This window comes from Sphingobacterium thalpophilum, from assembly GCF_901482695.1.
Classification (GTDB): Bacteria; Bacteroidota; Bacteroidia; order Sphingobacteriales; family Sphingobacteriaceae; genus Sphingobacterium; species Sphingobacterium thalpophilum.
Genome location: NZ_LR590484.1, coordinates 1 through 26,466, shown reverse-complemented (window position 1 = coordinate 26,466; position 26,466 = coordinate 1). Strand labels below are relative to the sequence as shown.

At 50.6% G+C, this 26,466-nt stretch carries 12 protein-coding genes; 11 read left to right on the top strand and 1 reads right to left on the bottom strand.

Features of this window, described 5'->3' with window-relative positions:
• The first annotated feature begins 35 nt into the window (after positions 1 to 35).
• From FGL37_RS00060 to FGL37_RS00040, 5 genes are all read left to right on the top strand, one after another.
• A complete protein-coding gene (locus tag FGL37_RS00060) occupies positions 36 to 3,122 on the top strand; it encodes a SusC/RagA family TonB-linked outer membrane protein (protein ID WP_197734424.1) in 3,087 nt (1,028 codons plus the stop codon).
• An 11-nt stretch (positions 3,123 to 3,133) separates the two neighbouring features.
• The gene (locus FGL37_RS00055) at positions 3,134 to 5,095 is read left to right on the top strand and encodes a RagB/SusD family nutrient uptake outer membrane protein (RefSeq protein WP_028068723.1); all 1,962 of its coding nucleotides are present in this window, start codon (positions 3,134 to 3,136) and stop codon (positions 5,093 to 5,095) included.
• A gap of 77 nt (positions 5,096 to 5,172) precedes the next feature.
• The gene (locus tag FGL37_RS00050; protein ID WP_028068722.1) at positions 5,173 to 7,044 is read left to right on the top strand and encodes a sialate O-acetylesterase; all 1,872 of its coding nucleotides are present in this window, start codon (positions 5,173 to 5,175) and stop codon (positions 7,042 to 7,044) included.
• 32 nt (positions 7,045 to 7,076) lie between these two features.
• On the top strand, positions 7,077 to 8,696 hold the full coding sequence (locus FGL37_RS00045; RefSeq protein WP_028068721.1) for a xylulokinase: 1,620 nt from the start codon (positions 7,077 to 7,079) through the stop codon (positions 8,694 to 8,696).
• A gap of 2 nt (positions 8,697 to 8,698) precedes the next feature.
• The gene (locus tag FGL37_RS00040; protein WP_051606523.1) at positions 8,699 to 9,937 is read left to right on the top strand and encodes an MFS transporter; all 1,239 of its coding nucleotides are present in this window, start codon (positions 8,699 to 8,701) and stop codon (positions 9,935 to 9,937) included.
• Positions 9,938 to 10,092: 155 nt separating this feature from the next.
• On the opposite strand, the gene FGL37_RS00035 is transcribed toward FGL37_RS00040, so the two are convergent.
• Positions 10,093 to 10,989 carry a cyclase family protein gene (locus FGL37_RS00035; protein ID WP_028068719.1) on the bottom strand — a complete coding sequence of 299 codons (897 nt, stop codon included), beginning with the start codon at positions 10,987 to 10,989 and terminating at the stop codon, positions 10,093 to 10,095.
• An 824-nt stretch (positions 10,990 to 11,813) separates the two neighbouring features.
• Between FGL37_RS00035 and FGL37_RS00030 the strand changes: the two genes are divergently transcribed.
• The 6 genes from FGL37_RS00030 (at position 11,814) to FGL37_RS00005 (ending at position 26,396) form a co-directional block, all read left to right on the top strand.
• Positions 11,814 to 13,319 (top strand): helix-turn-helix transcriptional regulator, encoded by a 1,506-nt coding sequence (locus FGL37_RS00030; protein WP_051606521.1) that lies wholly within the window; start codon positions 11,814 to 11,816, stop codon positions 13,317 to 13,319.
• A gap of 384 nt (positions 13,320 to 13,703) precedes the next feature.
• The gene (locus tag FGL37_RS00025) at positions 13,704 to 15,014 is read left to right on the top strand and encodes a tetratricopeptide repeat protein (RefSeq protein WP_051606519.1); all 1,311 of its coding nucleotides are present in this window, start codon (positions 13,704 to 13,706) and stop codon (positions 15,012 to 15,014) included.
• 66 nt (positions 15,015 to 15,080) lie between these two features.
• Positions 15,081 to 18,986 (top strand): hybrid sensor histidine kinase/response regulator, encoded by a 3,906-nt coding sequence (locus tag FGL37_RS00020; protein ID WP_051606517.1) that lies wholly within the window; start codon positions 15,081 to 15,083, stop codon positions 18,984 to 18,986.
• Between the two features lie 155 nt (positions 18,987 to 19,141).
• Positions 19,142 to 21,715 (top strand): glycoside hydrolase 5 family protein, encoded by a 2,574-nt coding sequence (locus FGL37_RS00015; protein WP_028068715.1) that lies wholly within the window; start codon positions 19,142 to 19,144, stop codon positions 21,713 to 21,715.
• Between the two features lie 121 nt (positions 21,716 to 21,836).
• Positions 21,837 to 24,818 (top strand): SusC/RagA family TonB-linked outer membrane protein, encoded by a 2,982-nt coding sequence (locus FGL37_RS00010; RefSeq protein ID WP_037532228.1) that lies wholly within the window; start codon positions 21,837 to 21,839, stop codon positions 24,816 to 24,818.
• Positions 24,819 to 24,830: 12 nt separating this feature from the next.
• Positions 24,831 to 26,396, top strand: a complete 1,566-nt coding sequence (locus FGL37_RS00005) for a RagB/SusD family nutrient uptake outer membrane protein (protein WP_028068713.1) — start codon at positions 24,831 to 24,833, stop codon at positions 26,394 to 26,396.
• Positions 26,397 to 26,466: the final 70 nt, after the last annotated feature.

Below are 26,466 nucleotides of genomic sequence, written 5' to 3'. Positions count from 1 at the left end.
GAACTGAAAACAAAATTTTCTTAAATCCCTAAGTTATGAGAATGATGAAGTTTACGATTCCTGTGCAACGACAACGATGGCTACAATATGGAATACTGCCCTTGCTCTTTTTGCTGGCAGCTCTACAGCTGGCCTTTGCACAGGATAAACTGGTCAAGGGGCTGGTCTCAGACCAGCAGAAACAGCCCATTGAAGGGGTGACCGTATCCGTCAAGGGCGGCACCAGGAGCACGACAACAGACAGTAAGGGCACATTTACCATTGAGGCCGGCAACGGCGCTGTGCTGGTCTTCACCAATGTAGGCTACAAAACAGCCGAAGTGCCGGTGGGCGCCAATAACAGCGTGCAGGTGACGCTGCAATCCGATGATATTGCCATGGAAGAGGTGGTGGTCATCGGTTATGGTACGCAGCGCAAAGAAGCTGTGACGGGTTCGGTGGCCTCGGTAAGCGGTACGACGATGAACGAAGTGCCTGCAGCCAACATCAGCCGTGCGCTGCAGGGCCGTATTGCAGGGGTCAATATGCAGCAGAATTCGTCTAAGCCGGGCTCTCCGATGCAGATCCGGATCCGCGGTACACGCTCCCTGACCGCCGACAACAATCCGCTGATCGTGCTCGACGGAATTCCGTTTGCGGGTTCCATCTCGGATATCAATCCCGCGGACATCAAGAGTGTGGATGTGCTCAAAGATGCTTCGGCAACGGCAATCTACGGTTCGCGTGGTGCCAACGGCGTGATTCTCGTGACCACCAACAAGGGGCGCATGGGGCAGCAGGCACAGCTGGCGTACAACGGTTTTACCGGATTGCGTACCGTATTTGCCAAATATCCAATGATGTCCGGTCCGGAGTTTGCCGAAATTCGCCGCTATGTGGGACAGTTTCAGAACACCCTCGACGAGTCAGACGATACCAATACAGACTGGCAGGACCTTTTCTACAAAAATGGAATGGTCAACAGCCACGATATCAGCGTCAACGGTGGGGCAGAGAAAGGAAACTACAACTTCGGCGCCGGTTACTTCCGCGATGAGGGCGTGGTTCCCCTGCAGAACTATACCCGCTACAATCTGCGTGCTGCACTCGACCAGCAGGTGGGCAAGATATTTAAATTTGGGTTCAACCTCAATCAGAGCTACAGCATCACCAATGGCAACAACCTAGGCCTGTACGGCGTGCTGAGCGCCTCGCCGATAGCCAATCCCTTTAATGCGGATGGCACACTCAAATCCCGTATCCAGCAGCAGACATCGGGTCAGCAATGGGTGCATACCCGCGAGTCCTATGAGGCGCTGGGGGACAGCTATATTAATCAGCAGCGCGTGTTCGGTTCGTACAACAACATGTACAGCGAGATCCGGATTCCCGGCGTGGAGGGCCTGATCTACCGCACCAACCTTGGACTCAACTTCCGTCAGAACAATGATGGCAGCTATACTGGACAGGGTGTATTCAGTGGCACCCCGGACAATGTGTCCACAGCTTCGGTCGCAAACGGCAGAACGGTACAATGGGTAATGGAAAATCTGCTGACTTACGATCGTACCTTTGCGCAAAAACATAACCTCAATTTGGTGGCTCTTTATTCGGCGGAGCAGAACACCACCAACAGCACGCTGATATCGGCCCGCGATATTCCGATCGATGCGTTCCAGTTCTATAACATCGGCCGCGCCCAGGGGGAGATCATTGTCAACCCTGACCAGCAGGGCTATGCCAAAAGCAGCCTGATGTCTTTTATGGGCCGCGCCATGTATACCTTTGACAACCGCTACATGCTGACGATGACCATGCGCCGCGACGGCTCCTCGCGACTGGCACCGGGGCACAAGTGGCATGCCTATCCGGCGATTTCGGCAGGATGGAATATCCACAACGAGAAGTTCAGGTCAGCCGTGCCATGGATAAACCAGCTTAAGCTGCGCCTGGGCTACGGTCAGACGTCCAATCAGGCGGTCGATCCGTACAAGACCCTGGGCTTGCTGAGTACAAGACCGTATAATTTCGATACGCAGTTCCTGACCGGCTACTACATGTCCGAATTGCCCAATCCTTCGCTGGGCTGGGAGTTTTCCAAGACCTACAACTACGGTCTGGACTTCGGTCTCTTCAACAACAGGGTCAGCGGTACTATGGAATACTATGTGCAGAATACCGACAATATATTGCTGCGCGTGGGACTGCCACCGACAAACGGTGGCGGCAGCTACATGGCCAATATCGGAAAGACGCAGAACAAAGGCTTTGAACTCTCCCTCAACGGCGCGGTGATCGACAATGAAAACGGCTGGAAATGGGATGTGGGAGTCAACCTCTATGCGAACCGCAATAAGCTCGTTGAACTGACCTCCGGAAGCCAGCGTGATGAAGGTAATCAATGGTTTGTCGGCCATCCGATCGATGTGATCTATGACTACAAGAAAATTGGCTTGTGGCAGGCCGATGACCCCTATCGGGATATCCTGGAGCCGGGAGGTAACGTGGGAATGATCAAAGTGGAATATACCGGAGAGTACGATGCAAATGGTGTGCCTACACGGGCGATCGGTGCTGCGGACCGGCAGATCATCAATATCCAGCCCAATTTTCTGGGAGGCTTCAATACGCGTCTGGCCTACAAAAATGTCGACCTGAATGTGGTAGGTACCTTCCAGAATGGCGGTACGCTGATCAGTTCGCTCTACGGAAGTACCGGCTACCTCAATCAGCTGAATACCCGCGCGGGCAACAACGTGAGCGTCGAATACTGGCGTGAAGACCGTACGGATGCCAAATATCCGAAACCGGGAGGCATACAGAGTGGTGATAATCCCAAATATGGCAGTACGCTGGGCTATTTCGATGCGTCGTATCTAAAGGTGCGTACGATTACGATGGGATACAACTTTAAACAGAAGTGGGTGGAACGCATGGGTATTGGCCGCCTGCGCCTCTATGCGACGGTGGAAAATCCATTCGTCCTCTTCTCGCCCTACCACAAGGAATCAGGCGGTGATCCGGAACCCAACTCCTATGGCGACGAGAACGTCGCCGTGGGTGGCCTGAGACGGATACTGGTGGTCGGTACAAATACACCGGCAATGAGAAGTTATATTCTGGGGCTCAATCTTTCATTTTAAAACATTCAGGCATGAAAACTTTCAATTCAAAACTTATCATAGGGCTCTGCCTTGGTTCACTGATGCTCGGCATGAACAGCTGCTCCAAATTTTTGGATGAACAGCCCAGAGGAATCTTTACGCCGGGGGATTTTAAGACACCAAACGGTATCAACAACAGTATTGTGGGACTCTATGCCCACCTGCGCTATATCTATGGACAGGCCTATTATTACAATGCCTGCCTGACGGGGACCGATGAGGTGACCTATGCGCAGAGTGCGGACGAAAACTTTCAGGTGATGGACTTTACAGGTCTCAGTACGATGACGGCTGTAAATAGCAGGGCGGATGTGGCATGGCAGGCCGCCCTGCCCAACATCAACATGGCCTCGGGCATCATCGAAAATGCACCGGCAGTGGGCACCTCGCCCGCGATCATCGCCGAAGCACACTTTTTCCGGGCATTTGATTATTTCCTGCTGGTACAGACTTTTGGTGGCGTGCCGCTCGACCTGGGTGGGGGCGAACTCAAATACAGTACCTCTGTGGAGCGTAAATCCAAACGCAATACCGTGGCTGAAGTGTATACACGGGCTATTTTCCCGGACCTGACTAAGGCCATTAGCGATCTGCCCGATGCACCGCGCTTAAAGGGGGCCGTGAGCAAGACGGTGGCCCGCTTATATTTGGCAAAGGCCTACCTGACCTACGCCTGGTGGCTGGAAAATCCGAAAAATATACCGACTTATCCGGAGACCGCACGGACGGATCCCGATGGCAAGACCAGCGCCTGGTATTTCCAGCAGGCTTACGACATGGCCGTGGCTGCTATTGAAAATCCTGGACCGTATGGCCTGCAGCCCACCTTTTACGATGTCAACGTGGGGACCAATGACCGCAACAACGAGATCCTGCTTTTTGCCGACCATACCGAAGACAGCGAGCTGTATAATGGCGGTAGCCTGAGCTATGGCAGTGGCGGTGCACCCGACAACTTTGCGGGCTGGATGATGACCTGGAATTACACGTCGATCACGAGCTCCAAAACAACGGCCTGGAATACCGCCGATCTGGTGAACTCGGTGCAGCGGGAGGCCGCCCAGGCACTGGGGCGCCCATGGACACGGATGGCACCGACGATCAACGTGGTGACCGAAACCTTTGCCGACAAAACCAACGACTCGCGCTACGATGGCACCTTCACGACGGTGTACCGCGGCAACTGGAACAAGGCAAATATCAGCGACCCTTCGTTGTTTAACGCCAATAACATGCCCGTCAAACCGGGAGAGGCCATTCTCACTTTCTTGAATGAGGAGCCACAGACGCCGATCAACTATGACAACAAAACCTATAAAAGCAGTATCGGGGCGGGGGTACTCCCCGGCAGGGCCGACTATGTGATCTCTCCGGAGGGCATCAGCCGCCGTGTCTATCCTGGACTGTGGAAGCTGGGCCCTTACCGCACCGACAACGGCAATGGTTTGGGACAGCCCAATGCGGGCAGCACCCGGCCGTTCAATATTGCCAAGTTTTCCGAGCTGTACTTTATCGCTGCCGAGGCGGCAGTGAAGGGTGCGACGGCCAAAGCCGGCAAGAGCGCACGTGACCTGGTCAACGTGATCCGCGGCCGCGCGGGGGTATGGCGCTGGGACAACAACGGCAACACGGCCAAGGAAGCCAACCGCCGTGCCGAAATGCTGGCTGCGACGCCGGCTCAGATTACGCTCAATTACATCTTGGCCGAACGTTCGCGTGAGTATTATGGTGAGGGCTACCGCTGGTATGACCTCGTGCGTACACAGACTTGGTCCGACATCGCTAAAACCTATCGTATTGCCGGTTCGAATGTAGGTGACCACACGGCAGCAACCTTCACTCGGTCAATACAACCCTTCCACTACCTGCGGCCTATCCCGCAAGGACAGCTGGATGCCATGGATATGTCGGCAGCCGAAAAAGCAGCCTACCAGAATCCCGGATATAACTAATAACAGTGCAGGACATGCCATCTGTACAGGATGAGCGGTCCTGCACTGTTATTTGCGGAATGTGCAATCGTATGAAGATGAAAAAAAGAAAAGCCTGTGCTCTTGTCCTGACCTTAGCTCTGTTCCTCTATACTGCAGTCTCGTCCGCAGCGGTGCGGCTGCCTGCGCTGATAGCAGATCGCATGGTGCTGCAGCGTGATACCGAACTGAAAATCTGGGGCTGGGCCGACAGCGGTGAAAAAATAACGGTTCGTTTTCGTGGCCAAAGCTACCTGACTGAGGCGGATGCGGCAGGTAACTGGGCCATCAGACTGCCGGCACAGAAAGCCGGAGGCCCTTATCTGCTGCAGGTGAATGAGATCGCTATCCGCGATGTCCTGATCGGCGATGTATGGCTTTGCTCGGGGCAGTCCAATATGGAGACACCGATAGAAAGGCTGGTAGAACGCTTTCCGGAGATCAATGAATCCAATAACCATATGATCCGTTATTTTAAGGTGCCGACACAGAGTGCACTGGACCGCCGCAGCGAAATAACCGGCGGTCGCTGGTACTCCGCTGTAGCCTCAGAAGTGATGAACTGGACGGCATTGGCCTATTTCTATGCACAGCAGAGCTATGCTCATACCGGTGTACCCGTGGGCATGCTCGTGTCGAGCCTCGGCGGCTCGAATATAGAAAGCTGGATCAGCCAGGATCAGCTAAAAGAATTTCCCCGGCTGCTGCTCGACCGCCCCGCACTGGACAGCATGCAGCTGGCGCAGCAGGACCGCGGTATCCGGGACTGGATAAAGCCAGACTGGAACGACAGTAGCTGGCCTACCTTTACCGTGCCGGGATGGTGGCGGGACCAGCAACTGCATAACAAGGGAGTGGTCTATTTTAGAAAATCATTTGAATTGCCGGGCGAGCTGGCGGGGCGGTATGGCATGTTGTACCTGGGGACCCTGATCGACAGTGATTCGGTATTTGTCAATGGCCACTTTGTGGGTGCCACCGGCTATATGTATCCGCCCCGCAAGTACCCCGTACGGGCAGGTATCCTGCGCGCTGGGCACAATACCGTGACGGTACGCCTGCGGTCTACTACAGGTAATGGGGGATTTGTGGAAGGCAAGGCTTATAAGCTGCTGGTGAATGACCAGGAGATCAATCTGGCTGGACCCTGGAAATATCAGGTAGGCATGGATCCCGATCTTGCCAAAAGCTATCTGCCGCGACTTCAAAATATAAATGAAGTGGGATCAAAGCTCTATAACGGCATGATCTATCCGATAAAAGATGTGGCCGTGAGCGGCGTGATCTGGTATCAGGGAGAGGCCAATACGGGCAGTCCTCAGACCTACGAACAGTATCTGCGTCTGCTGATCAAAGACTGGCGCCTGACGTTGGAGCGCCCGCAGCTGCCTTTTTTGCTGGTGCAGCTACCTAATTATATGCGCAAACAGGAGCGTCCGTCTGCATCGGGATGGGCGGGTGTACGGGAAGCGCAGTTTAAGGTATCCCGTGACGTTCCCTATACAGCGTTGACGGTCAACTATGATATTGGCGAGTGGAACGATATTCATCCTCTGAATAAAAAAGACCTTGCTGCACGGTTGCTGCTGGCTGCCCGCAAACTGGTGTATGGTGAAAAGCTGGTAAGCTCAGGACCCGTCTATGAGCGTATGGAAATCAAGGACAGCAGGATCGTGCTCTTTTTTAAGGAGGTCGGCACTGGACTGGCAAGCAGGGACGGGCAGCCATTGAGACACTTTGCCATCGCTGGGCAGGACCGCCAGTTTGTCTGGGCGGACGCTGTTGTCAAGGGCAAGACCGTCGTGGTCAGTCATAGGGATATAGCCCACCCCGTGGCGGTACGCTACGCCTGGAGTGATAATCCGGAGGATGCTAATCTGATCAACAGGCAACAGCTGCTGGCCTCTCCGTTCCGGACCGACAGCTGGTGATTTTTTAACCGTGGAAATTTGTTTTACAAAATATGGATAATAACATGAAGGCGGCGATAATTCAGGGCAGAACCTATCTTGGCATAGAATTGGGTTCGACGAGAATTAAAGCTGTATTGGTTAATGATACATGTGAACAGCTAGCGTCAGGCCTATATGATTGGGAAAATCAGCTGATAGCTGGGTATTGGACATATAGCCAGGACGAGATAGTTAACGGACTTCAAAAAGCGTATGCGAGATTGGCTATGGAAGTCAAAAATCGCTACGGTGTGTTATTAACACGGGTGGCGGCCATAGGCTGTTCGGCGATGATGCAGGGCTATATTGCTGTCGACAAAACCGGAAAACTGCTGGTGCCGTTCCGCACCTGGAGGAATATGACCACAGCAGCCGCGGCAGCGCAGCTGACTGAGCGCTTCCAGTTTAAAATCCCGCAGAGGTGGAGCATAGCTCATCTGTTTCAGGCCGTTCTGAACCGGGAGGAGCATGTTGCTCAGATAGATTATGTAACGACACTGGCTGGCTATATCCACTGGCGCCTCACCGGAGAAAGGTACTTGGGAATTGGTGATGCTTCCGGTATGTTTCCTGTTGACCTGACTAAAAGAAAGTTTGATGAGAATAAGTTAGCGGTTTTTGATAACCTGATTGCCCAAAGGGAATATTCCTGGAACCTGATCGATGTCTTGCCTACTATTCGCGTTGCAGGTGAATCTGCGGGGCACCTCAGTGTCGAAGGAGCCCAGTTACTGGATCCTTCTGGCTCGCTGGAGGCGGGTATTCCGATGTGTCCTCCGGAAGGAGATGGTGGTACCGGGACTGTGGCTACAAATAGCGTGAATATACGCGCGGGGAATATCTCTGTAGGTACATCCATTTTTGCCCAGTTTGTACTGGAAAAAGAACTGTCTAAGATATATCCTGAGATTGATATCATGGCAACCCCAGATGGGAAGCCGGTCGGTATCATCCTTGCCAATAACTGCTCCGGCGATATCAACGCATGGGTAAATTTATTCCGTGAGTTTTATCAGGCGATGGGACTCGCGCCGGACATGGATAGGATTTATGAAACGCTATTTAACAAAGCTATGAATGCAGAACCCGACGGAGGAGCATTGTTGAGCTACGGCTATTATTCCGCAGAAAGTATCACCGGTGTCGATGTCGGCCGGCCGCTTTTTGTCCGGTGCCCTGCAAGCCGCTTTAATTTATCCAACTTTATGCGCACACATCTATTTTCTGCTTTTGCTGCACTCCGCCTGGGAATGGATATTTTAACAAATGGAGAGCACATCCGGATCGAACAGATTAAAGCACATGGCGGTCTGTTCAAAACCCGTCTTCCCGCGCAAAAAATATGCGCGGCGGCACTCGATACACCCGTTTCGGTGATGGCTACGGCCGGAGAGGCGGGCGCTTGGGGGATGGCAGTTCTGGCATCCTTTATGGTCAACAGAAAGGATGCGGAAACATTATCTAGCTACTTGTCTGACCGCGTTTTTGTACGGTTAGAAGAACAGATTATTGCTCCGGAGCCCAGAGATGTAGAAGGTTTCACTGTTTTTATGAACCGGTATAAGCAGGGTTTAGCCATTGAGCGCACGGCTGGCGAATATTTCATGGAAGATAACCTTTCTGACGGCTAAACATGACAAGTTTGAAAAAGGATGCACTGGACCGAAAGATAAATCCCTTCAACCAGGGGAACGGGACAGCCTATCCCATTCTCTTTATGTTGAGTTGCTGCCACTTGTTTAACGATACCATTCAATCGCTCATACCAGCGATCCATCCGGTCGTCAAAGAATCATTTCAACTGAATTTTTCTCAGATCGGGCTGATTGTCTTTGTCTTCCAGCTATCTTCCTCGATTATGCAGCCGCTGATCGGATTTATCACCGATAGGAAACCTTATCCATATCTATTTCCGGTGAGTATGCTGTTTAGTCTCCTGGGCTTAGTCACGTTGGCTTTGGCCAGCAGTTACGGCTGGTTACTGATGGCTGTGGTGACAGTCGGTGCAGGATCCGCTATTTTTCATCCGGTAGCATCGAGAATTGCGTATGTGGCATCAGGAGCAAAACGCGGGTTTGCCCAGTCTCTTTTTCAGCTCGGCGGTAATGTCGGAACGGCAATGGGCCCTATACTTGCTGCGGTGTTGATCGCTCCATATGGTAAAAAAAATGTACTGTGGCTGTTGCCGGTAGCATTGCTGGCAATGGGGATATTGTACCGAATAGCATCTTGGTACAAACCAAAGAGCAGAACGGCGCCTACGGAGGACAAAAATGGATCGCAGTATACTGAAATGGTAGAGAGCTGGGGAAAGAGGATTGTTGTTCCCCTGGCTATTTTGTTGCTATTGATCTTCTCAAAGTATTTTTATTCGGCAAGCCTGTCGAGCTACTACACATTTTACCTGATGGATAAATTTGCGCTTTCAGTGAGGGAATCTCAGGTTTATCTGTTCGTTTACTTATTGGCGGTAGCCGTCGGTACGATGATTGGAGGAGTCTTGGCCGACCGGATAGGCCGAAAGAATGTTATTTTATTTTCAATATTCGGGGCTTCGCCCTTTACGTTAGTTTTACCCCATTCAAATTTAATCTGCTCGGTCATATTAACTGTCATCATTGGTTTAATTATAGCGTCGGCCTTTTCAGCAGTCGTGGTGTATGCACAGGAGCTTTTACCCGGAAACGTGGGAATGGTGTCGGGACTCTTTTTTGGACTCTCTTTCGGAATGGCAGGGATTGGATCAGCTGTATTGGGAAAAATCGCCGACAGTTCTGGTATAGACCTTGTCTATCGTATATGTGCATTCTTACCACTCATAGGGGTGGTTGCTGTTTTTTTACCGGATCGGAGGGTGGAGAAAGTGTTTTGATTTTTGTCTGAAAAAGTCAAAACTATTTTGCTTAAAAATTGTTTTTTAATTGATTGTAATCATAGGTTAGTTAAAACATAGGTAATGGGTAGTTTTTAAGGCTGGGTCAGGTAATGGGCTCAGCCTTTTTTTACGCTATCTGCGGTGAACACGGTTCAATCAGGTTGTGGTATTTTCGCCATCGCGCGCACGGGGAATGTTCCCACCCCCTTAAACTTGGGCGGCACAGCGCTAAAGGTAAATCCATCTTCTGGCAAAAGGTACAGGTTGCAGAGATGTTCCACAATCAGAATCCCGGCACCTAAAAGCGTCGTATGGACAGGTCGCGTCTTGCCCGAGGTGCTGTCGATGTTATGCGAATCGATGCCGACCAATTTGACAGCGCACTCTTTCAGAAATAGCGCTGCATCCTCTGTCAGATACGGATGATTCTCATAATACTGCTCGCTATTCCAGAATTGATCCCAGCCGGTATGGATTAATACGGCTTTGTTTCGGATCTCGTGGTTGATCAAATGCTCCCGTGTAATTTCAAGGCTGCTCGAATAGGGGATACGTATCACAGTCGCTTCTAGGTCTGCAAAACACTCGAGTCCGATTTCGGAAAGGTCTTTGCCGTCCTCGAAACGGTGAAAAGGACAGTCAATATACGTTCCAGTGTTAGAGACCATCTCGATTTTACCGATTTGAAACTCGGTTCCCTCCGCATAAAATTGCCTGGAGTTTTCCCTGCTCAGGTAATCACAGATGATTGGTGCGGGGAGACCTTTGTAGGTCACCAGTCCATCCTCGATGGTATGACTGAGATCGACAAATAGATCGCGGGTTGGGGATAGGTCGATCGGCTTGCGTTTGTGGGGTTCCGTAAAGATCACTTTGTTCGTAATTTTGGTCTGCCCCACCATCAGAAGCCTCATATCGGCAACAATATAGTCTGCAAGTTCTTTATCCGAGATACTGTCGCCTGCGATGTCGAGCCTAAAGTCTTCCCCCTTGATGCATCCACCATTAGTAAAGGATATTTCAAAATCAAATTTTACGCGTTTGTCCATGTTTTGGTGTTCCAATTTTAAGCGTGTATTTCTCCTGCTCTAATATACGTTATTTTGTACTTCCTGTAAGCAATCGCTGCCGGTTACCCATATTTTAGGTACCGAGCACGCCAAGGATCCACAGAAGCCATGTTTATCTACTTAAGGGCAGCCTCTCCTTCAGAAACATGCGGGATTTAATTCATTAGTTAATAATAGTATGTTTTCTTTTTAAGGTCTGTAATCGTGTTTAATGATTCGTTTACGGTTTAAATAGTTGAAATAAGTAGATTATGGTATGGTGTGGATAAGTGTGATAGCAATGTGAATACTCTGTTTTTTTGTGTGGTTTTGATAAAAAAGCATCTTTGTGCTACCATTAACGTTGGATATCCCTAATTGTGTACATCGACACTGCCTACGACAATCTGGACACTATATGTTTTTGCCGGATAACATGTCAGTGGTCGTAAGAAGGGGATCAGGAAATACCAGTACTCCTATTCCGACGGATGCTGTCGGGGTTTATTGGGCTGACGGCACTGTTCAGGAGACTGCCAAACCTGCCGTTATTTTAACTGCTTCTGACGTCTACGTGATGCCAATACACCAAAACAACCAGGTCGGTATACGGTGTATGAGAAGCAAATAACGACAGTCTGATGTAATTGCAGATTATTTGGATAAATAATAGTAAATGGGATAGTTATCAGTGGCGACTGATAGCTATCTTTTTTTTTGTCTGTGCTATGAAATATTCCTAATTTTAGCCCGCCGAATCTTTCTCTCTTAGAAAACGGCCGTCAATCGTAGTAGTGAACGTGTTCAATAAAAAAATCCCTTAGATGAAAAAAAAACTTCTTATCGCCATCTCATTCCTGCTTCTACTCCTGTTGTTTTTTGCGATTAAGACAATCGCCTGGGATAGTAAGAAGAAAGAGATAGATACCATCCTGGACAAAACTAGGGAACTCCAGCGCACGGTCAAAATATCGGCACAGCTGGAATCTGCACTGAAAGCGCTTGATCTATCCGATACTTATAACTATGATGAAGGCAAGGCACGAGCACATTATTGGGCGGCAGATGCACTATTTAGCTTAGGGCTGTTTAAGGAAGGGTTCAAACATATCGAAGGTCTCGAAAATACAAAATACCATGGCGATGATATAGAAATGCAATCCGAGACGCACCGGGAGAAAGGCAGGGGATACCAAGGGCTCGAATTATATCAGCAGGCAATAGCGGAATATCGTTTGCAGTTGGCCTGTACGGCCAAGCTAAAGGGGGAAAACCAAAAGAAGTCGTATATGTACGCCTTTGGGAATTTAAGTACTGTGTACGATAGGCTAGGAAAATTAGATTCTGTGCAAAAGTATCTGCAGCTAGAATTGGAAGGACTTCGGGATCTGGATGAAAAAGAAAATGTATTAATGTACGTGGGTCTTTACGATCATCTCGGTAGTTTTTATATCAAAAAAGCTGATCTTGTAAAAGCAGAATACTACCTTAACAAATCGCTGGATTTGATTGAGCGATATAAAGTTCCGATATTCTTTAATACCATGACCTATTTGTCGAGTTTGGAGCAGGAGAAAGGAAACATTAAAAAATCCGTAATGTGGAATCAAAGGAGCTTAGCGAATATGAGGGAAGTCGGAGCTTGGGGGGCGGTGAGTAGAAAATATAAATATTTAGCCTATTTTTATCGATACTACAAGCTTGGGGACGAGCAAGCCCGTGAGTATGAGCTCGAACATGCCTGGCTTAGAGATTCTCTGGAAAAGCAAGATAAGGCGGTAATCGACAGTGTGATGATCCAATTGGTGAAAGCCAACGAAAAGGTATCTGCGAAAAAGATCACAAGTTCCGTAAATATTTCAATCGTTATTTTTGCTCTATTGGTGGCGGTTACCATCTTTTTTGTATGGCGTGTCAGACGCAACCGCAAGCTGCTGGGCCAAAAGGAAGAGGCCCTGCAGGAAACGGAAACGATCAACAGGGAACTGAGCGAGCAGATCGGGGAAAATAAATTCGCGACTCTGCTCGAACTGGCAAAAAGCAATAATCCGGAGTTTCTCGCCTTGTTTACTGAGCTGTATCCCGAGTTTATACAGTCCCTGAAAACTTTGGATCCAAGTATCAGAAGTACCGAACTGGAGTTTTGCGCCATGGCTTTTCTGAATTTTACGGCCAAAAATATTGCCGAATATACCTTCGTGACCGTCAGGGCGGTACAGGTGCGGAAAAATAGACTGCGAAAGAAATTGGGAATCCCTTCGGATGCGGATTTCAATAACTGGATGCAGGAGCTGGCGCAGAAAAATAGCCCATCGTCCAGTGAAAGCTAGGCGCTTAATGGTCACTCGGCTGCTCTGCAAAGCCAATCCTTAAAGCCTGCTCCTTTTGCCGTCCAGTTGATATTTTTTATAAGGGTTTAAAACAGTATAACTGCAAGCATTAGGCAGAAAAATCACTATTTTTGAAGCTGAGATAACCGGTCTGGATGTTCTGATAAAAACGACCCGACGGGATTAGCCTAACGAAATCGATGAAAAAGCAATTTCTATTTTTTATTCTATTCTTATTTGCGATCAAGGCTTCCGCAGTGGATAGCAGGCAGCATGAGGTGGACTCACTTTTGAATAAAACCAGATAACTATTTAATGCTGGCCAGCTGTTATCATATATTGAGACGGCCATTAAAGCCCTTAATTTGTCCGAGGAAGCTAACTATGACGCTGGTAAAGCAAAAAGCACATTCGTGGATTGCAGAAGGCCTGGTGCATGTGGGCCTGTTTAAGGAGGGACTGAAACATCTTGAACGTACTGAAACCACCAGATATTACAGGGAAAATATTCTCGCGCAATCCGAAGTACACCGGGTGCGGGGAAGAGCCTACGGTGAGCTCAAGTTGTATCAGCAGGCAATTCGGGAGTTTCGCTTGCAACTAGGACTGATCAGGAATCTGACAGGCGAAAAGCAAAAAAAATCCTATCAGTTTACCTATGAAAATCTTAGTACTGTTTTTGATCAGATCGGACAGCTTGATTCCGTAGAGAAATATAACCGCCTTCAGCTGGACCTGTTGCGGGGGGATGATGAAAAGAAGGAAGTCTTCCGCTATTTGGTGGTGTATGATAACCTGGGCCGGTTGTATATTAAGCGGGGTGATTTTGAGCAGGCACAACAATATCTCGATAAGTCCTTAGCCCTCGTTAAGAAATATAACATCCCAGTTGTTCTGAATACGTATAGTTTGTTGGGTAACTTGGAAGAAAAGAAAGGAAATTTAGAAAAAGCTGCAACCTTTTACGAAAAGAGCCTGGCAAGTAAACGGGAAATGGGCAGCAGAAATGGGATAAAGTATTCTTACAGGCAGTTAGCGGATTTTTACCGCACCAATAAGTTGGACAAAGGTAAAGCGAATGAATATGAACTGGCTTTTAGCCGGCTCAATGATTCGCTGGAAAATGAAAATAGGCAGGTCGTGGATATGGTGCTCAACCAGATCCTGAAATTAAAAGATCAGGAATCTGCCACGAAAGTTACTAAATCACTTACCATTTCAATCATTGCACTGGTATCGCTTGTCGTGGCGATCTCATTTTTTGTCTGGCGTGTCAGACACAACCGCAAGTTGCTGGGCCAAAAGGAAGAGGCCCTGCAGGAAACGGAAACGATCAACAGGGAACTGAGCGAGCAGATCGGAGAAAATAAATTCGCTACTCTGCTCGAGCTGACAAAAAGCAATAATCCGGAGTTCCTGGCTTTATTTACTGAACTTTATCCCGAGTTTATACAGGCCCTGAAAACTTTGGATCCAACTATCAGAAGCACCGAACTGGAGTTTTGCGCCATGGCTTTTCTGAACTTTACGACCAAAAATATCGCCGAATATACCTTCGTGACCGTCAGGGCGGTACAGGTGCGGAAAAATAGACTGCGAAAGAAACTGGGAATCCCTTCGGATGCGGATTTCAATAACTGGATGCAGGAGCTGGCGCAGAGACCCGCCATGGCATCCGGCGAAGCTAGTGCATGATCTGTAAAGGGCAGGCAGGGTGTGTGTATGTCAATAGAAATAATTAAGTTTGTACCATACCGGTATATGATGCAATCTGTCTATTTCTATTGTTTGTTGCTATGTTCGCTGCTCAGCGGTACTGTCTTTGGACAATCTGCGGACTATTCCCGTTTTCGCAATATTTCCTTAGGAACCAGCGCAAATACGGTACACTCCTTTGCGCAGGATAGCCTGGGCATGTTGTGGGTCGGTAGCAACAATGGTCTGTTTAATTACGACGGCTATTCGTTGCAGGCTGTTACCGATGCCGGTTCTCCTTTTCAGACTTTTATATACTGCATCACACTGATTGATAGCAAACGCTTTGCGCTGGGTACGGGTCAGGGTGTGCGGATCTATAATTATCAGGCTGATCGTTTTGAACCCTTTCCGGAGGGCGGGCCGTCTGATGTCAGGGCGATGTTGCTCCTGGGGGACAAGTTGTGGATAGGTGCCATCGCCGGCCTTTACTGTTACGATATCAGAACCGGTAAATTGACGGATTATGGCCAGTCTACCCTGCAGCGTAAGGCGAGCTTAGCTGTATACGCGCTTGACCGGGTGGGGGATAGGCTCCTGATCGGTGCTTACAACGGCCTTTTTGAACTGGATCCCGCGGCAAAGAAGCTTGTGCAGCTCCAGCTTCCTGACTACAAGCCGGGCAGCAACCAGTTTGTAAATTCCATGTTGACGATCCCAGCCACCGCCATCACGTATATCGGCACGGAATATGGACTGTATCTGTACGATAGCCGAAACCGTAAATTGCGGAGGGCACCCGTGCTGCTCAACCATCCCATCAAGTCCATCGCTTCCACGGATCAGCATACGCTGCTGGTAGGCACCGACGATGGTCTTTTTATCTATCAGCCCGACCAGCAGCTGGTCACGCGGGTCAAACACGATTCGCGCAATAGGAATTCCCTGGCCAACAATATCGTTTGGAGCATCTTCAAAGACCGTTCGCAAAACATCTGGCTGGGTACGGACCTCGGGTTTTCTCTGTGGTCGCACCGGCAGACAGAAAAAATATGGCCGATTTACCAGCTGACGGGCAGCAGCGACGGCAACCGTTTTTATAAAATAGCAAGTGACAGGAACGGATGGTACTGGCTGGGGGGCGACAACGGCTTGATCCGCGTGCATGGGCTGGATAAAAAAAATATGGAAAGCTACTGGTACCGGATGGATGCCGGAAACTACCGTCTGACGCACAACCGCATCCGCGATATCTATATGGACAACAAGGGGCTGGTATGGATTGCTTCCGACGGGGGCGTCAATGTCTTTGACGAGCGGTCGCGGCAGTTCCGCAACTTTGTGATCGTCGATGCTTCCGGCAGACGCAATGCAAAATGGGCCTACGATATTCTGCAGGATGCTGAGGACAACCTCTGGGTGGCCTCCTATATGGGGGGCATCTTTGTCGTAAACCGGAATACGCTGCTGGGGTCGTCCGGTCCAGTGACGGCCGCGCGCAATTACAGTAAAGCGGATGGACTACTGGAAGATTTTGCCAACCAGATTGTCGACAACGGTAGAGGGAGGATCCTGGCGCTGTTTTACAACAAGGGCATCAGCAGCATCGACGCAGCCACCGGAAAGGTCACGGAACTCAAAGATAGCGCCGGCCGGCCACTACGGCAGGCTACCTTTATGCTCAAAGACAAGCAGCAGACCATATGGGTCGGGGAACATGGTGGGCTCAGGCGCCTTTCTGCCGATGGGAGCAGCAGAATGATACGGTTTGACCCCGTAGGGAAAGGGGAGGTGACCGCCATGGTAGAGGTAGAGGACCATATCTGGGTGGCCACCAGCGCGGGGGTATGGCAGATCGCTAAACAGAGTCTGAAAGCCGAATTGCTGCGCTATGGGCAGCGGATTTCGTCGATGTACTACGATCTCGCGCAGAATGAAGTGATCCTGGGCGGTATTGATGAACTGGTTGTCCTGCCCGCCCGAACGCCACCGGCCGAAGACGGTCGCGCAAAAAAGATCGTCCTTACCGCCATGTATGTCAACAACGCGCTGTTTGGAGACTACGGCTATGGACTGCGGTACCGCAATACCATCAGCCTGGATCACAACCAGAACAACCTGCGGCTGGAGTTTTCGGGACTCGATTATGGGAACCAGCTAGGCTACCGTCTGGCCTATGCTTTTAAGGGCAAAAATGAGACGTGGATTCCGCTTGAACGTGGCGACAATAAGGTGCTGCTATCCAATTTGAACCCCGGTAGCTACGACCTGCAGCTGGCCAAAGTGGATATAGCGGGGCATGTGGTGTCCGACATTCACGAATATCACATTACGATCCGCCATCCCTGGTATGCCTCCTACTGGGCCAAAAGCCTATATGCGCTGAGTGCCTTATGTCTTTTGCTCTGGATAATCAACTTTTTTAGGGTGCGCAACACCTTGAAATGGGAACGTCGTGAGCGACGGAAGGTGATGGAGCTCACCAAGATGAAAATGGACTTCCTGGCAGCGATATCGCATGAAATTAAAACACCGCTGAGCCTGATTCTGGCGCCGGTAAGTCAGCTGATGCGGCAGACCAAAAACAGCGAAAAGAAGAAACAGCTAGATGGGGTTCATCGCAACGCGTTAAAAATCAGTAGTTTGATTCAGGAGCTGATGACTTTTGATCAGACCGGGGGGCGTGAAATGCCGTTGCAGGGACTGCTGATCTCGCAGATCGATCTGGTCGCCCACATACGGCAGATCGTGCACGACTGGCGGCAGATCCCAGAATACGATAACCTCAGCATCTGCTTGGTGAGTGAACTGGAACATGTGTTTGTACAGACGGATGTGGCCAAGCTGGACTCGATCGTCAACAACCTGCTGGCCAATGCCTGTAAATATAACCGTCCGGGGGGACGAGTGGAGCTGATCCTCAGGAGCGCGGCAGGCGGGGTGGAGCTGACGGTGCGGGATACGGGTGTTGGCATCGCACCGGATGACCTGCCTTATGTGTTCAGTAAATTTTACCGTTCTGCTGTCAGGGAGGTCAGTGAAGTACAGGGCACGGGGGTGGGGCTCTACCTCGTCAAAAGCTACTGCGACCAGCTGGGCTGGCCGATCAGCCTCAACAGTAGTCCTGAAGGTACAGAGGTAACGCTGCAGCTGAAACTGGGCACCATGGCTGAAACGGATCGGCCCGATGATGGCGGTAACGACGACAAACGTAAGCTGCTGATCGTCGAAGACAATGCTGAGCTTGCCGATTTCTTGCGCAATACACTGCAGGATACATATGATTGCGTGGTCGTGGGCGATGGCCGTGAAGCCTTGCGATTGATAGAGGGACACGCTTTTGTGCCGGACATCATCATCACGGATGCCATGATGCCCCATATGGGCGGAATTGAAATGGTCCGGAAACTCCGGCAGCAAACGGCCATCGCCACCATACCGATCATGCTGCTGACAGCACAAAATGATGAGCTGATCCAGCGTGAGTGGGTAGCGGCCGGAATAGATGCATATATGAGTAAACCTTTCGACATGGCGCTGCTCCATATGCAGCTGCTGCAGCTGCTCGACCGAAAAGAGAGACTCGCTGCCCAATTGCGTATAGACCAGATCAGCCAGCCTGCAACGCCGGCTCCGGTACAGTCGCCCGACGAAAAATTTCTCGCACGGGTGACGCAGCTGATCGAAGACAATATTGATGATTCAGACTTTTCGGTACAGCGCCTGAGCGAGCTGACAGATGTGGCCCCGAAACAGCTCTACAGAAAAATAAAACAACTCACCGGACATACACCGGTGGAATACATCCGTAGTATCCGGATCAAAAAGGCCGCTCTCTTACTGCAGCAGCGGAAGTTTACCGTAGCCGAAGTGATGTATATGGTCGGTTTTTCCAATGCCTCCTATTTTTCCAAATGTTTTCAGGCACAATTTGACATGTCTCCCAAATCGTATATGGATACCTATCGGTAGTTTGTTGGTATTTAGGGTTTTATATTGCTATGTCCAAATTGGATAGGTCGAAATGTCTATTTTGTGTTGTTGTTTGTCCGATATGTGGCGCTAAAAAAGGTTGTCGATGAATAGGTTTGCGGTAGGAATAACCAAAAATTATAAATCGATAATCCATGCGTGCAATTATTTTATGCTGCTTTGCTCTTTTTGGCTATGGCCATCTACTGGCACAGGTGAAAGCCAGTAAAAAGATACCCACAGTATATGTGGACCAACGGGGTGTGATGCGCTGGTCGGACTCAGGAGCCGAAGCTTCTTTCTACGGCGTCAATTATACGGTACCGTTTGCCCATGCATACAGGGCACTCGCCTACAAGGGAATCGACCATAAGCAGGCCATCGACCGCGATGTCTATCACTTCGCCCGTCTGGGCTATAATGCCTACCGTATCCATATCTGGGATGTCGAGATATCAGACCGGCAGGGCAATCTGATTAATAATGTGCATCTGGATCTGCTTGATTACCTATTTTTTAAGCTACAGCAAAAAGGAATCCGTATGCTGATCACGGGGATGACTAATTTCGGAAATGGCTATCCCGAAAAAAATGAAAATACAGATGCTTTCAGCTATCATTATGATAAATGTCAGGTACATGCCGACCCGAAGGCTATTGCCGCACAGGAACGGTATATCGGTCAGCTGCTCCGTCATGTCAACCCTTATACAGGTTATGCGTATCAGGACGATCCCTATGTGATCGGTTTTGAGATCAACAATGAGCCTTGCCACATGGGTACAGTACAGACTACGTCAGCCTATATCGCCCGCATGGTTGCTGCCATGAAGAAAAGTGGGAATAAGAAGCCCATATTTTACAATGTCAGCCATAACATGGATCATGTGGGGGCGTACTTTGATTCGGCGATCCAGGGGACTACTTATCAATGGTACCCGGTCGGGCTGGTCGCCGGCAAGGAACGCCACGGCAACTTCCTGCCTTACATTGATCAGTACAGCATTCCTTTTTCAGATGTGAAGGGTTTTGACAATAAGGCCCGGGCAGTGTATGAATATGATCCTGCAGACAACCTCTACAGTTATATGCATCCGGCCATGAGCCGCACCTTTCGTTCGGCAGGATTTCAATGGATCACACAGTTTGCCTATGATCCGATGGATATTGCAGCGTACAATACGGAATATCAGACGCATTACCTCAATCTGGCCTACACCCCTGCTAAGGCACTGAGCACGATGATCGCAGCGGAAGTCGCCTATAGGGTGCCGCGTAATGAGAAATTTGGCCGTTACCCGCAGGATACCGTCTTTGGCGACTTTACGGTCAGCTACGGCCGGGACTTGTCATTGATGAATACCGCCGAGCGCTATTATTATAGCAATCATACGGATGTAAATCCTGTCGACGCGCGCAGACTGCAGCATATTGCAGGGCATGGCAGGTCTCCGGTAGTCAGTTATACAGGCTCCGGGGCTTACTTTCTGGACCGCCTGGAGACGGGCGTATGGCGCCTTGAGCTCATGCCGGATGCGGAAAAAATTGCGGATCCTTTTGCCAAACCTTCACTCGGACGTGAAGTGGTACATATCCTGTACCGGCGACAGGATATGGATGTTCGTGTTCCGGACCTGGGCAGTGCATTTACCGTGGAGCCGCTAGGGGTAAAGGACGGAGAGGCTGGCACAGCCACGGCAGACGGTACCAAACTCACCCTCTCGCCCGGCGTTTACCTACTGAAGCGTAAGGGTCTTCAACCTAAAAATCGGTGGACAGCGTCCACCGTCTGGAACAATGTCCTGCTGGGTGAGTACCATGCACCGCATGTACAGCCGTTACAGCAGCCTATCCTTGTGCACCAGAAGCCTGAGGTGCTGGAAAAAGGAAACCCAGTCACCCTGCAGTTTCGCTTTGTCTTTGACAGGCAGCCTGATTCCATCATTCTGCAGACGGACGAGGTCTCCTTCTGGAATGCGCACAATCCCTATATTAAATTAATGCCCAATGCTGGTTACAGCTACACGGCGGAGCTGCCGGCTTCCATGCTGAAGGGCAGTGAGCTGAAGTATACGGCGACGGTATTTATCGACGGGCAACGGTATACCTACCCCGACAATCGTGCAGGCAATCCTCTGGACTGGGATTACCGGGTGGGAGACTATTGGACAGTGGATTTGTATGAGCCTAAAGCGGCAATTTCTTTGTTTGATCCTGTCGCCAGAGAAGCTGTGCTGGAGACCTATGCGATTCCGGAAACTGCCCATGTGCAGGCTGTTGCAGAACGCAGCCCGGGGCAGTTACCGTACTGGACCTATAAGATCGGTACCAGAGACAAAGGGGCGCAGTACTTCTGGGTAAGGGACATCAAACAGACTATCCTAGGCAGGCCCGCTGGTGTGGCAGCTGCCACACAGCTGTGTGTACAGCTGAAAAGTAGCGGCGGTCATCCGAAGCTCAATATAGGTTTTGTGACAAGCCAAGGGTATACCTATACCAGCAGAGTGACAGCAGCGTCGCAGGCGGAAACCGTGCTGCGCATCCCTCTGGCGGATCTGCGACTGATGCCCACGGCCTTGCTGCCAGCACCTTATCCGGTGTTTCTCGACCGCTTTTTTCATCCGGAAGCTGGACCGCAGTTTGTCCCCGGCACCGTCGAAAAGCTGATCCTTTCGGCGGCAGACATGGAAAGTGTATCGTTGGGCGTAGGTGCCATCTGGCTGGAGTAATGCAATAGCTGCGAAGCACGGGCCTGTCTGAGCTTCGCTAAGCTGCACGGTATATGCGCAGCGTGTAATCAACATATAAAGGGAAAAAGAATACAGTTATAAACGAATAAATCTGATAAATATGAAGGGTTTGGCATTTAAAACAAGTGTATTGGGCTTGTCATTGCTATCCTGCCTGGGGACTGCTCATCTGCAGGCAGCACCGGGTGGGGATAGCCGGTGGATAGGGCTGGTGCAGCAACAGGATGTCCGCGGTGTGGTACGCAACGAACAGGGGCAGGGCATCGCAGGTGTCACCGTGCTGGTGGCCGGCACAACCATCGGAACATCCACGGCTGCCGACGGATCATACCGTATCGCAATGCCCAAAGGTAAAACACAGCTCCAGTTTTCGATCGTCGGTTACAGCAGTCAGACATTGACTGTCACAGGCTCCACATTGGATGTCACCATGGCGCAGGCGGGAACGGTGCTGGACGAACTGGTGGTCGTAGGCTATGGTAGCACCACGAAAAAAGACCTGACTGGCGCTGTCAATACGGTGAGCAGCAAGGATTTTAATGGTGGACTGGTGGGCTCCCCCGAACAGCTGATCAATGGAAAAACTGCTGGTGTACAAGTGATGGCCAACAGTGGATCGCCCTCATCGGGCAGCACGATCCGCATCCGTGGGGGGGCTTCGCTAAGTGCCAGCAATGACCCTTTGATCGTCCTCGATGGGGTGCCGTTGGAAACAGGCGGAATCAGTGGCAACAGCGGCAATTTTCTGAGCCTGATCAACCCCAACGATATTGAAAGCATGACCGTGCTCAAAGACGCCTCATCGACGGCCATCTATGGGTCCCGGGCATCCAACGGGGTCTTGCTGATCACCACAAAGAAAGGGAAAGGCGATGCACTACGGCTTTCGTTCTCATCGATCGTATCGCTGCAGCAGGCCCTGGGTGTAGCCGATATGATGTCACGGGAAGAATTCGCCGGACTGATCAATAGTAAGGGGACTGCTTCGCAGAAGGCGCTGCTGGGCAACGCTTCCACGGACTGGCTGTCTGAGGTTTTTCAGGATGCCATAGGTACCGACAACAACCTGAGCCTGCAGGGCAAGATCGGCACCGCTTTGCCCTTTCGCGCTTCGGTGGGCTATTATAACCAGCAGGGGACGTTGCGTACCGACAGAACGGATCGCATGACCGGTGCCCTGGTACTTAGCCCTACGTTTTTCGATAAACACCTGAGCGTTAACTTGAATGTCAAAGGAGCTCGTAACAACAATCGTTTTGCCAACACGGATGCCATCTGGTCGGCAGTGGCATTCAATCCGACGCAGCCCATCTATTCGGGCAAAGATGTCTATGGTGGATACTACGAGAGTCTGGACAACGCCGGCCTGCCGGCAACGGGCGCCAACCTCAATCCCCTGGGCCTGCTAAACCAGGAAAAGCACCGCAGCACGGTCAACCGTGCAGTCGGAAACCTTGACCTTGACTACAAATTACATGTGCTCCCCGAACTGAAAGCGCACCTCACCCTGGGCTACGACTATGCCAAGGGGGACGGATACAATCATATTCCGGCAAGTGCCGCGAGCAACTTTTCGATCGGTGGTGCCTATGACAGCTATGAGCAGACACTCAAAAACAAACTGTTTACTGGCTACCTGAACTACAATAAGCTGTTTGCCGATATCAAGAGCACCTTTGACCTGACGGTGGGCCATGATTATCAGTTCTGGAGCGCCCGTCGTCCGCCCATTGTGTACTACAACGATGCTGGAGATGTGCGCTCCACGGCCATTGCATCGGACGAGCGGCATACACTGATCTCCTGGTACGGGCGCCTCAATTACAACTACGACAGCCGTTACCTGCTGACAGCCACCGTCCGTAGGGATGGCACCTCTCGCTTTAGCCCGGAAAACCGCTGGGGCACATTTCCTTCGGTAGCCCTGGCATGGCGGCTTTCGCAGGAGCCGTTTATGCAGAGCATCGCTTTTCTGGATGATCTGAAACTCCGCGCCAGTTATGGTGTCACGGGGCAGCAGGAGGGGATCGGCAACTACGGATATCTGCCTGTGTATAATCAGGGAACGGCCTATGCACAATACCGTTTTGGAGAACAGTACCATCTGGTGTACCGCCCCATGGTGTACAACCGGGACCTGCGCTGGGAGACGACCAAAGCCTTTAACTACGGTGTGGATTTCGCTTTATGGAAAAATAGGGTATCTGGTGCTGTTGAGTACTACAGCAGAAAGACCCATGACCTGCTGGCCAATGTGCCGGTGGCGGCGGGAACCAACTTTGATCAGAACGCGACCATCAATGTGGGGAATGTGGAAAGCCGTGGTTTTGAATTTCAGCTGAATACCGTGCCCATCCAGAAGGACAACCTGCGCTGGGAAGTGAATTTCAATGCCACCAACCAACATATGAAAGTCACCAATATTGCGCTGGTGCAGGACGCTACTGCTGTCGGCAGCTATGTGGGACCGAATGTCAGCGGTAGGGGTATCCAGATCCTGACTACGGGCTATCAGCCTTATATGTTTTATGTCTACAAGCAGCTGTACAACGAAGCAGGCAAACCGCTGGAAGGCGTGTATGCGGACCTGAACGGCGACGGTGCTATCGATGAAAAAGATCTCTACCGCTACCAGTCGCCGGCACCCAAATGGATTTTTGGCTTCAATACACAGCTGACCTACAAAAAATGGACGGCAGCGACCACATTGCGCGCCAACCTCGGCAATTACGTATTCAATAATACAAAAATGAACCTGAGTGCCTGGGAAACGCTCCAATATGTGGATCCGGCGATCAACAACCTGCACCGCGACTACTTTCATACCGGTTTTCAGAGCCGGCAGTATTATTCGGATTACTATGTTGAAAATGCGTCATTCCTGCGCATGGAGAATCTGACGCTGAATTACAGCTTTGGCAAGGTCGGCAGGATTTCCAGCCTCCGGGTGGGTGCCGTGGCCCAGAATGTCTTTATCATCAGCAACTACAGCGGAGTGGATCCAGAGGTGCCAAACGGCTTTGACAGCTCGTTTTATCCCCGCTCAAGAACCTTCTCCCTAAGCGTCAATATGGATTTTTAATACGATATAGAAATGAAAAATATAAAGAGATATTGTTTCGGACTGCTGAGCCTGATGTTGCTGTGGCAGTCCTGCACAAAAGACCTGAATCAGTATCCTACGGTGGAGACGACTTCCGAATCGGTGTATACCTCGCTGGAAGGCTATCGGTCGGTGCTGGCCAAACTATATGCGTCTTTTGCGGTCGCCGGCAATGGCAGGGGGGATGCTGATCCCGATATGGCGGGCAGCACCGCTTCCTGGGGATACCTCAGGGTGTATTTTAATCTACAGGAAGTACCTACTGACGAAGTGGTTTACACCTGGGCGGGTGGTGACAACATGACTGACATACAGTACATGACCTGGGGTGCGTCAGATACTTGGGTCAATGCGATGTATTACCGTATTTATTACACAGTGGCCCTGTGCAACGAATTTTTGCGCAATGCCACAGCAGAAAAAATAGCGACATTTGGTCCGGCCGAACAGGCGCAGATCGCAGCTTTTGCGGCCGAAGCCCGTTTTCTGCGTGCACTAGCCTACAGCCATGCCATGGACCTGTATGGTCATGTACCTTTTGTGACGGAAAAAGATCCGGTAAAGGCATTTTTTCCACCGCGCATAAGCCGCAGCGATCTTTTTGCTTTTATCGAACAGGAACTGACCCAGATCGCGGAGCTGCTGCCCGAAGCCCGGCAGAATGAATATGGCCGGGTAAGCCGTGCTGCAGCCTGGGCCCTGCTGGCCAAAAACTACCTGAATGCACAGGTGTATACAGGCACGGCCCGTTATGGGGACTGTGTCAACTATGCACGAAAAATTATCGATGCAGGATATACCCTGCATGCAGATTATAAGCAGCTGTTTAATGCGGACAACGATAAACGCAGCAGTGAAATTATATTTCCCATCCAGGCGGATGTGGATCATACAACGACATGGGGCGCTACAACTTACCTTGTCAACGGACCTATTGTGGGCAGCATGAAATCCTCGGATTACGGGGTGGTATCAGGCTGGAATAGCTTTCGGACGCTGCGTGAATTTGTAGCGCTATTTGATGGGACCGACAGCAGGGGTGATTTCTGGACAGATGGGCAGTCGCTGGATGTGGAAGATCCCTCAGTATCGAGCCAGGGTTATGGCGTGGTCAAATTTACCAACCTGAAGGATGACGGCAGTTATAAAACCGACGAAGGTCTGGTCAGTACGGACTTTCCGATGATCCGTCTGGCGGATGTCTATCTGATGTATGCTGAGGCTGTATTGCGGGGCGGTGGCGGCTCGGTACAGGAAGCCATAACGCTGGTCAACGGTATCCGTAGACGTGCTTATGGGAATGATTCGGGGGCCATCACGCAGGCTCAGCTGACACTTGACTTTATTCTCGCTGAGCGCGGACGGGAGCTGTTCTGGGAATGTACCCGCCGTACTGACCTGATCCGGTTTGGACGTTTTACTGGAAATGCCTATACGTGGCAATGGAAGGGCGGGGTCATGGACGGCCGCAGTGTGGATGCCAAATTTAACCTGTATCCGATCCCGACAACGGACATGAGCGCCAACCCGAATCTGATACAGAACCCCGGATATTGATTGCTGAACGTTTAAATAACCAACCGATGATGAAACAACTGACATTATATATCCTCGCCCTGTTCTTTTT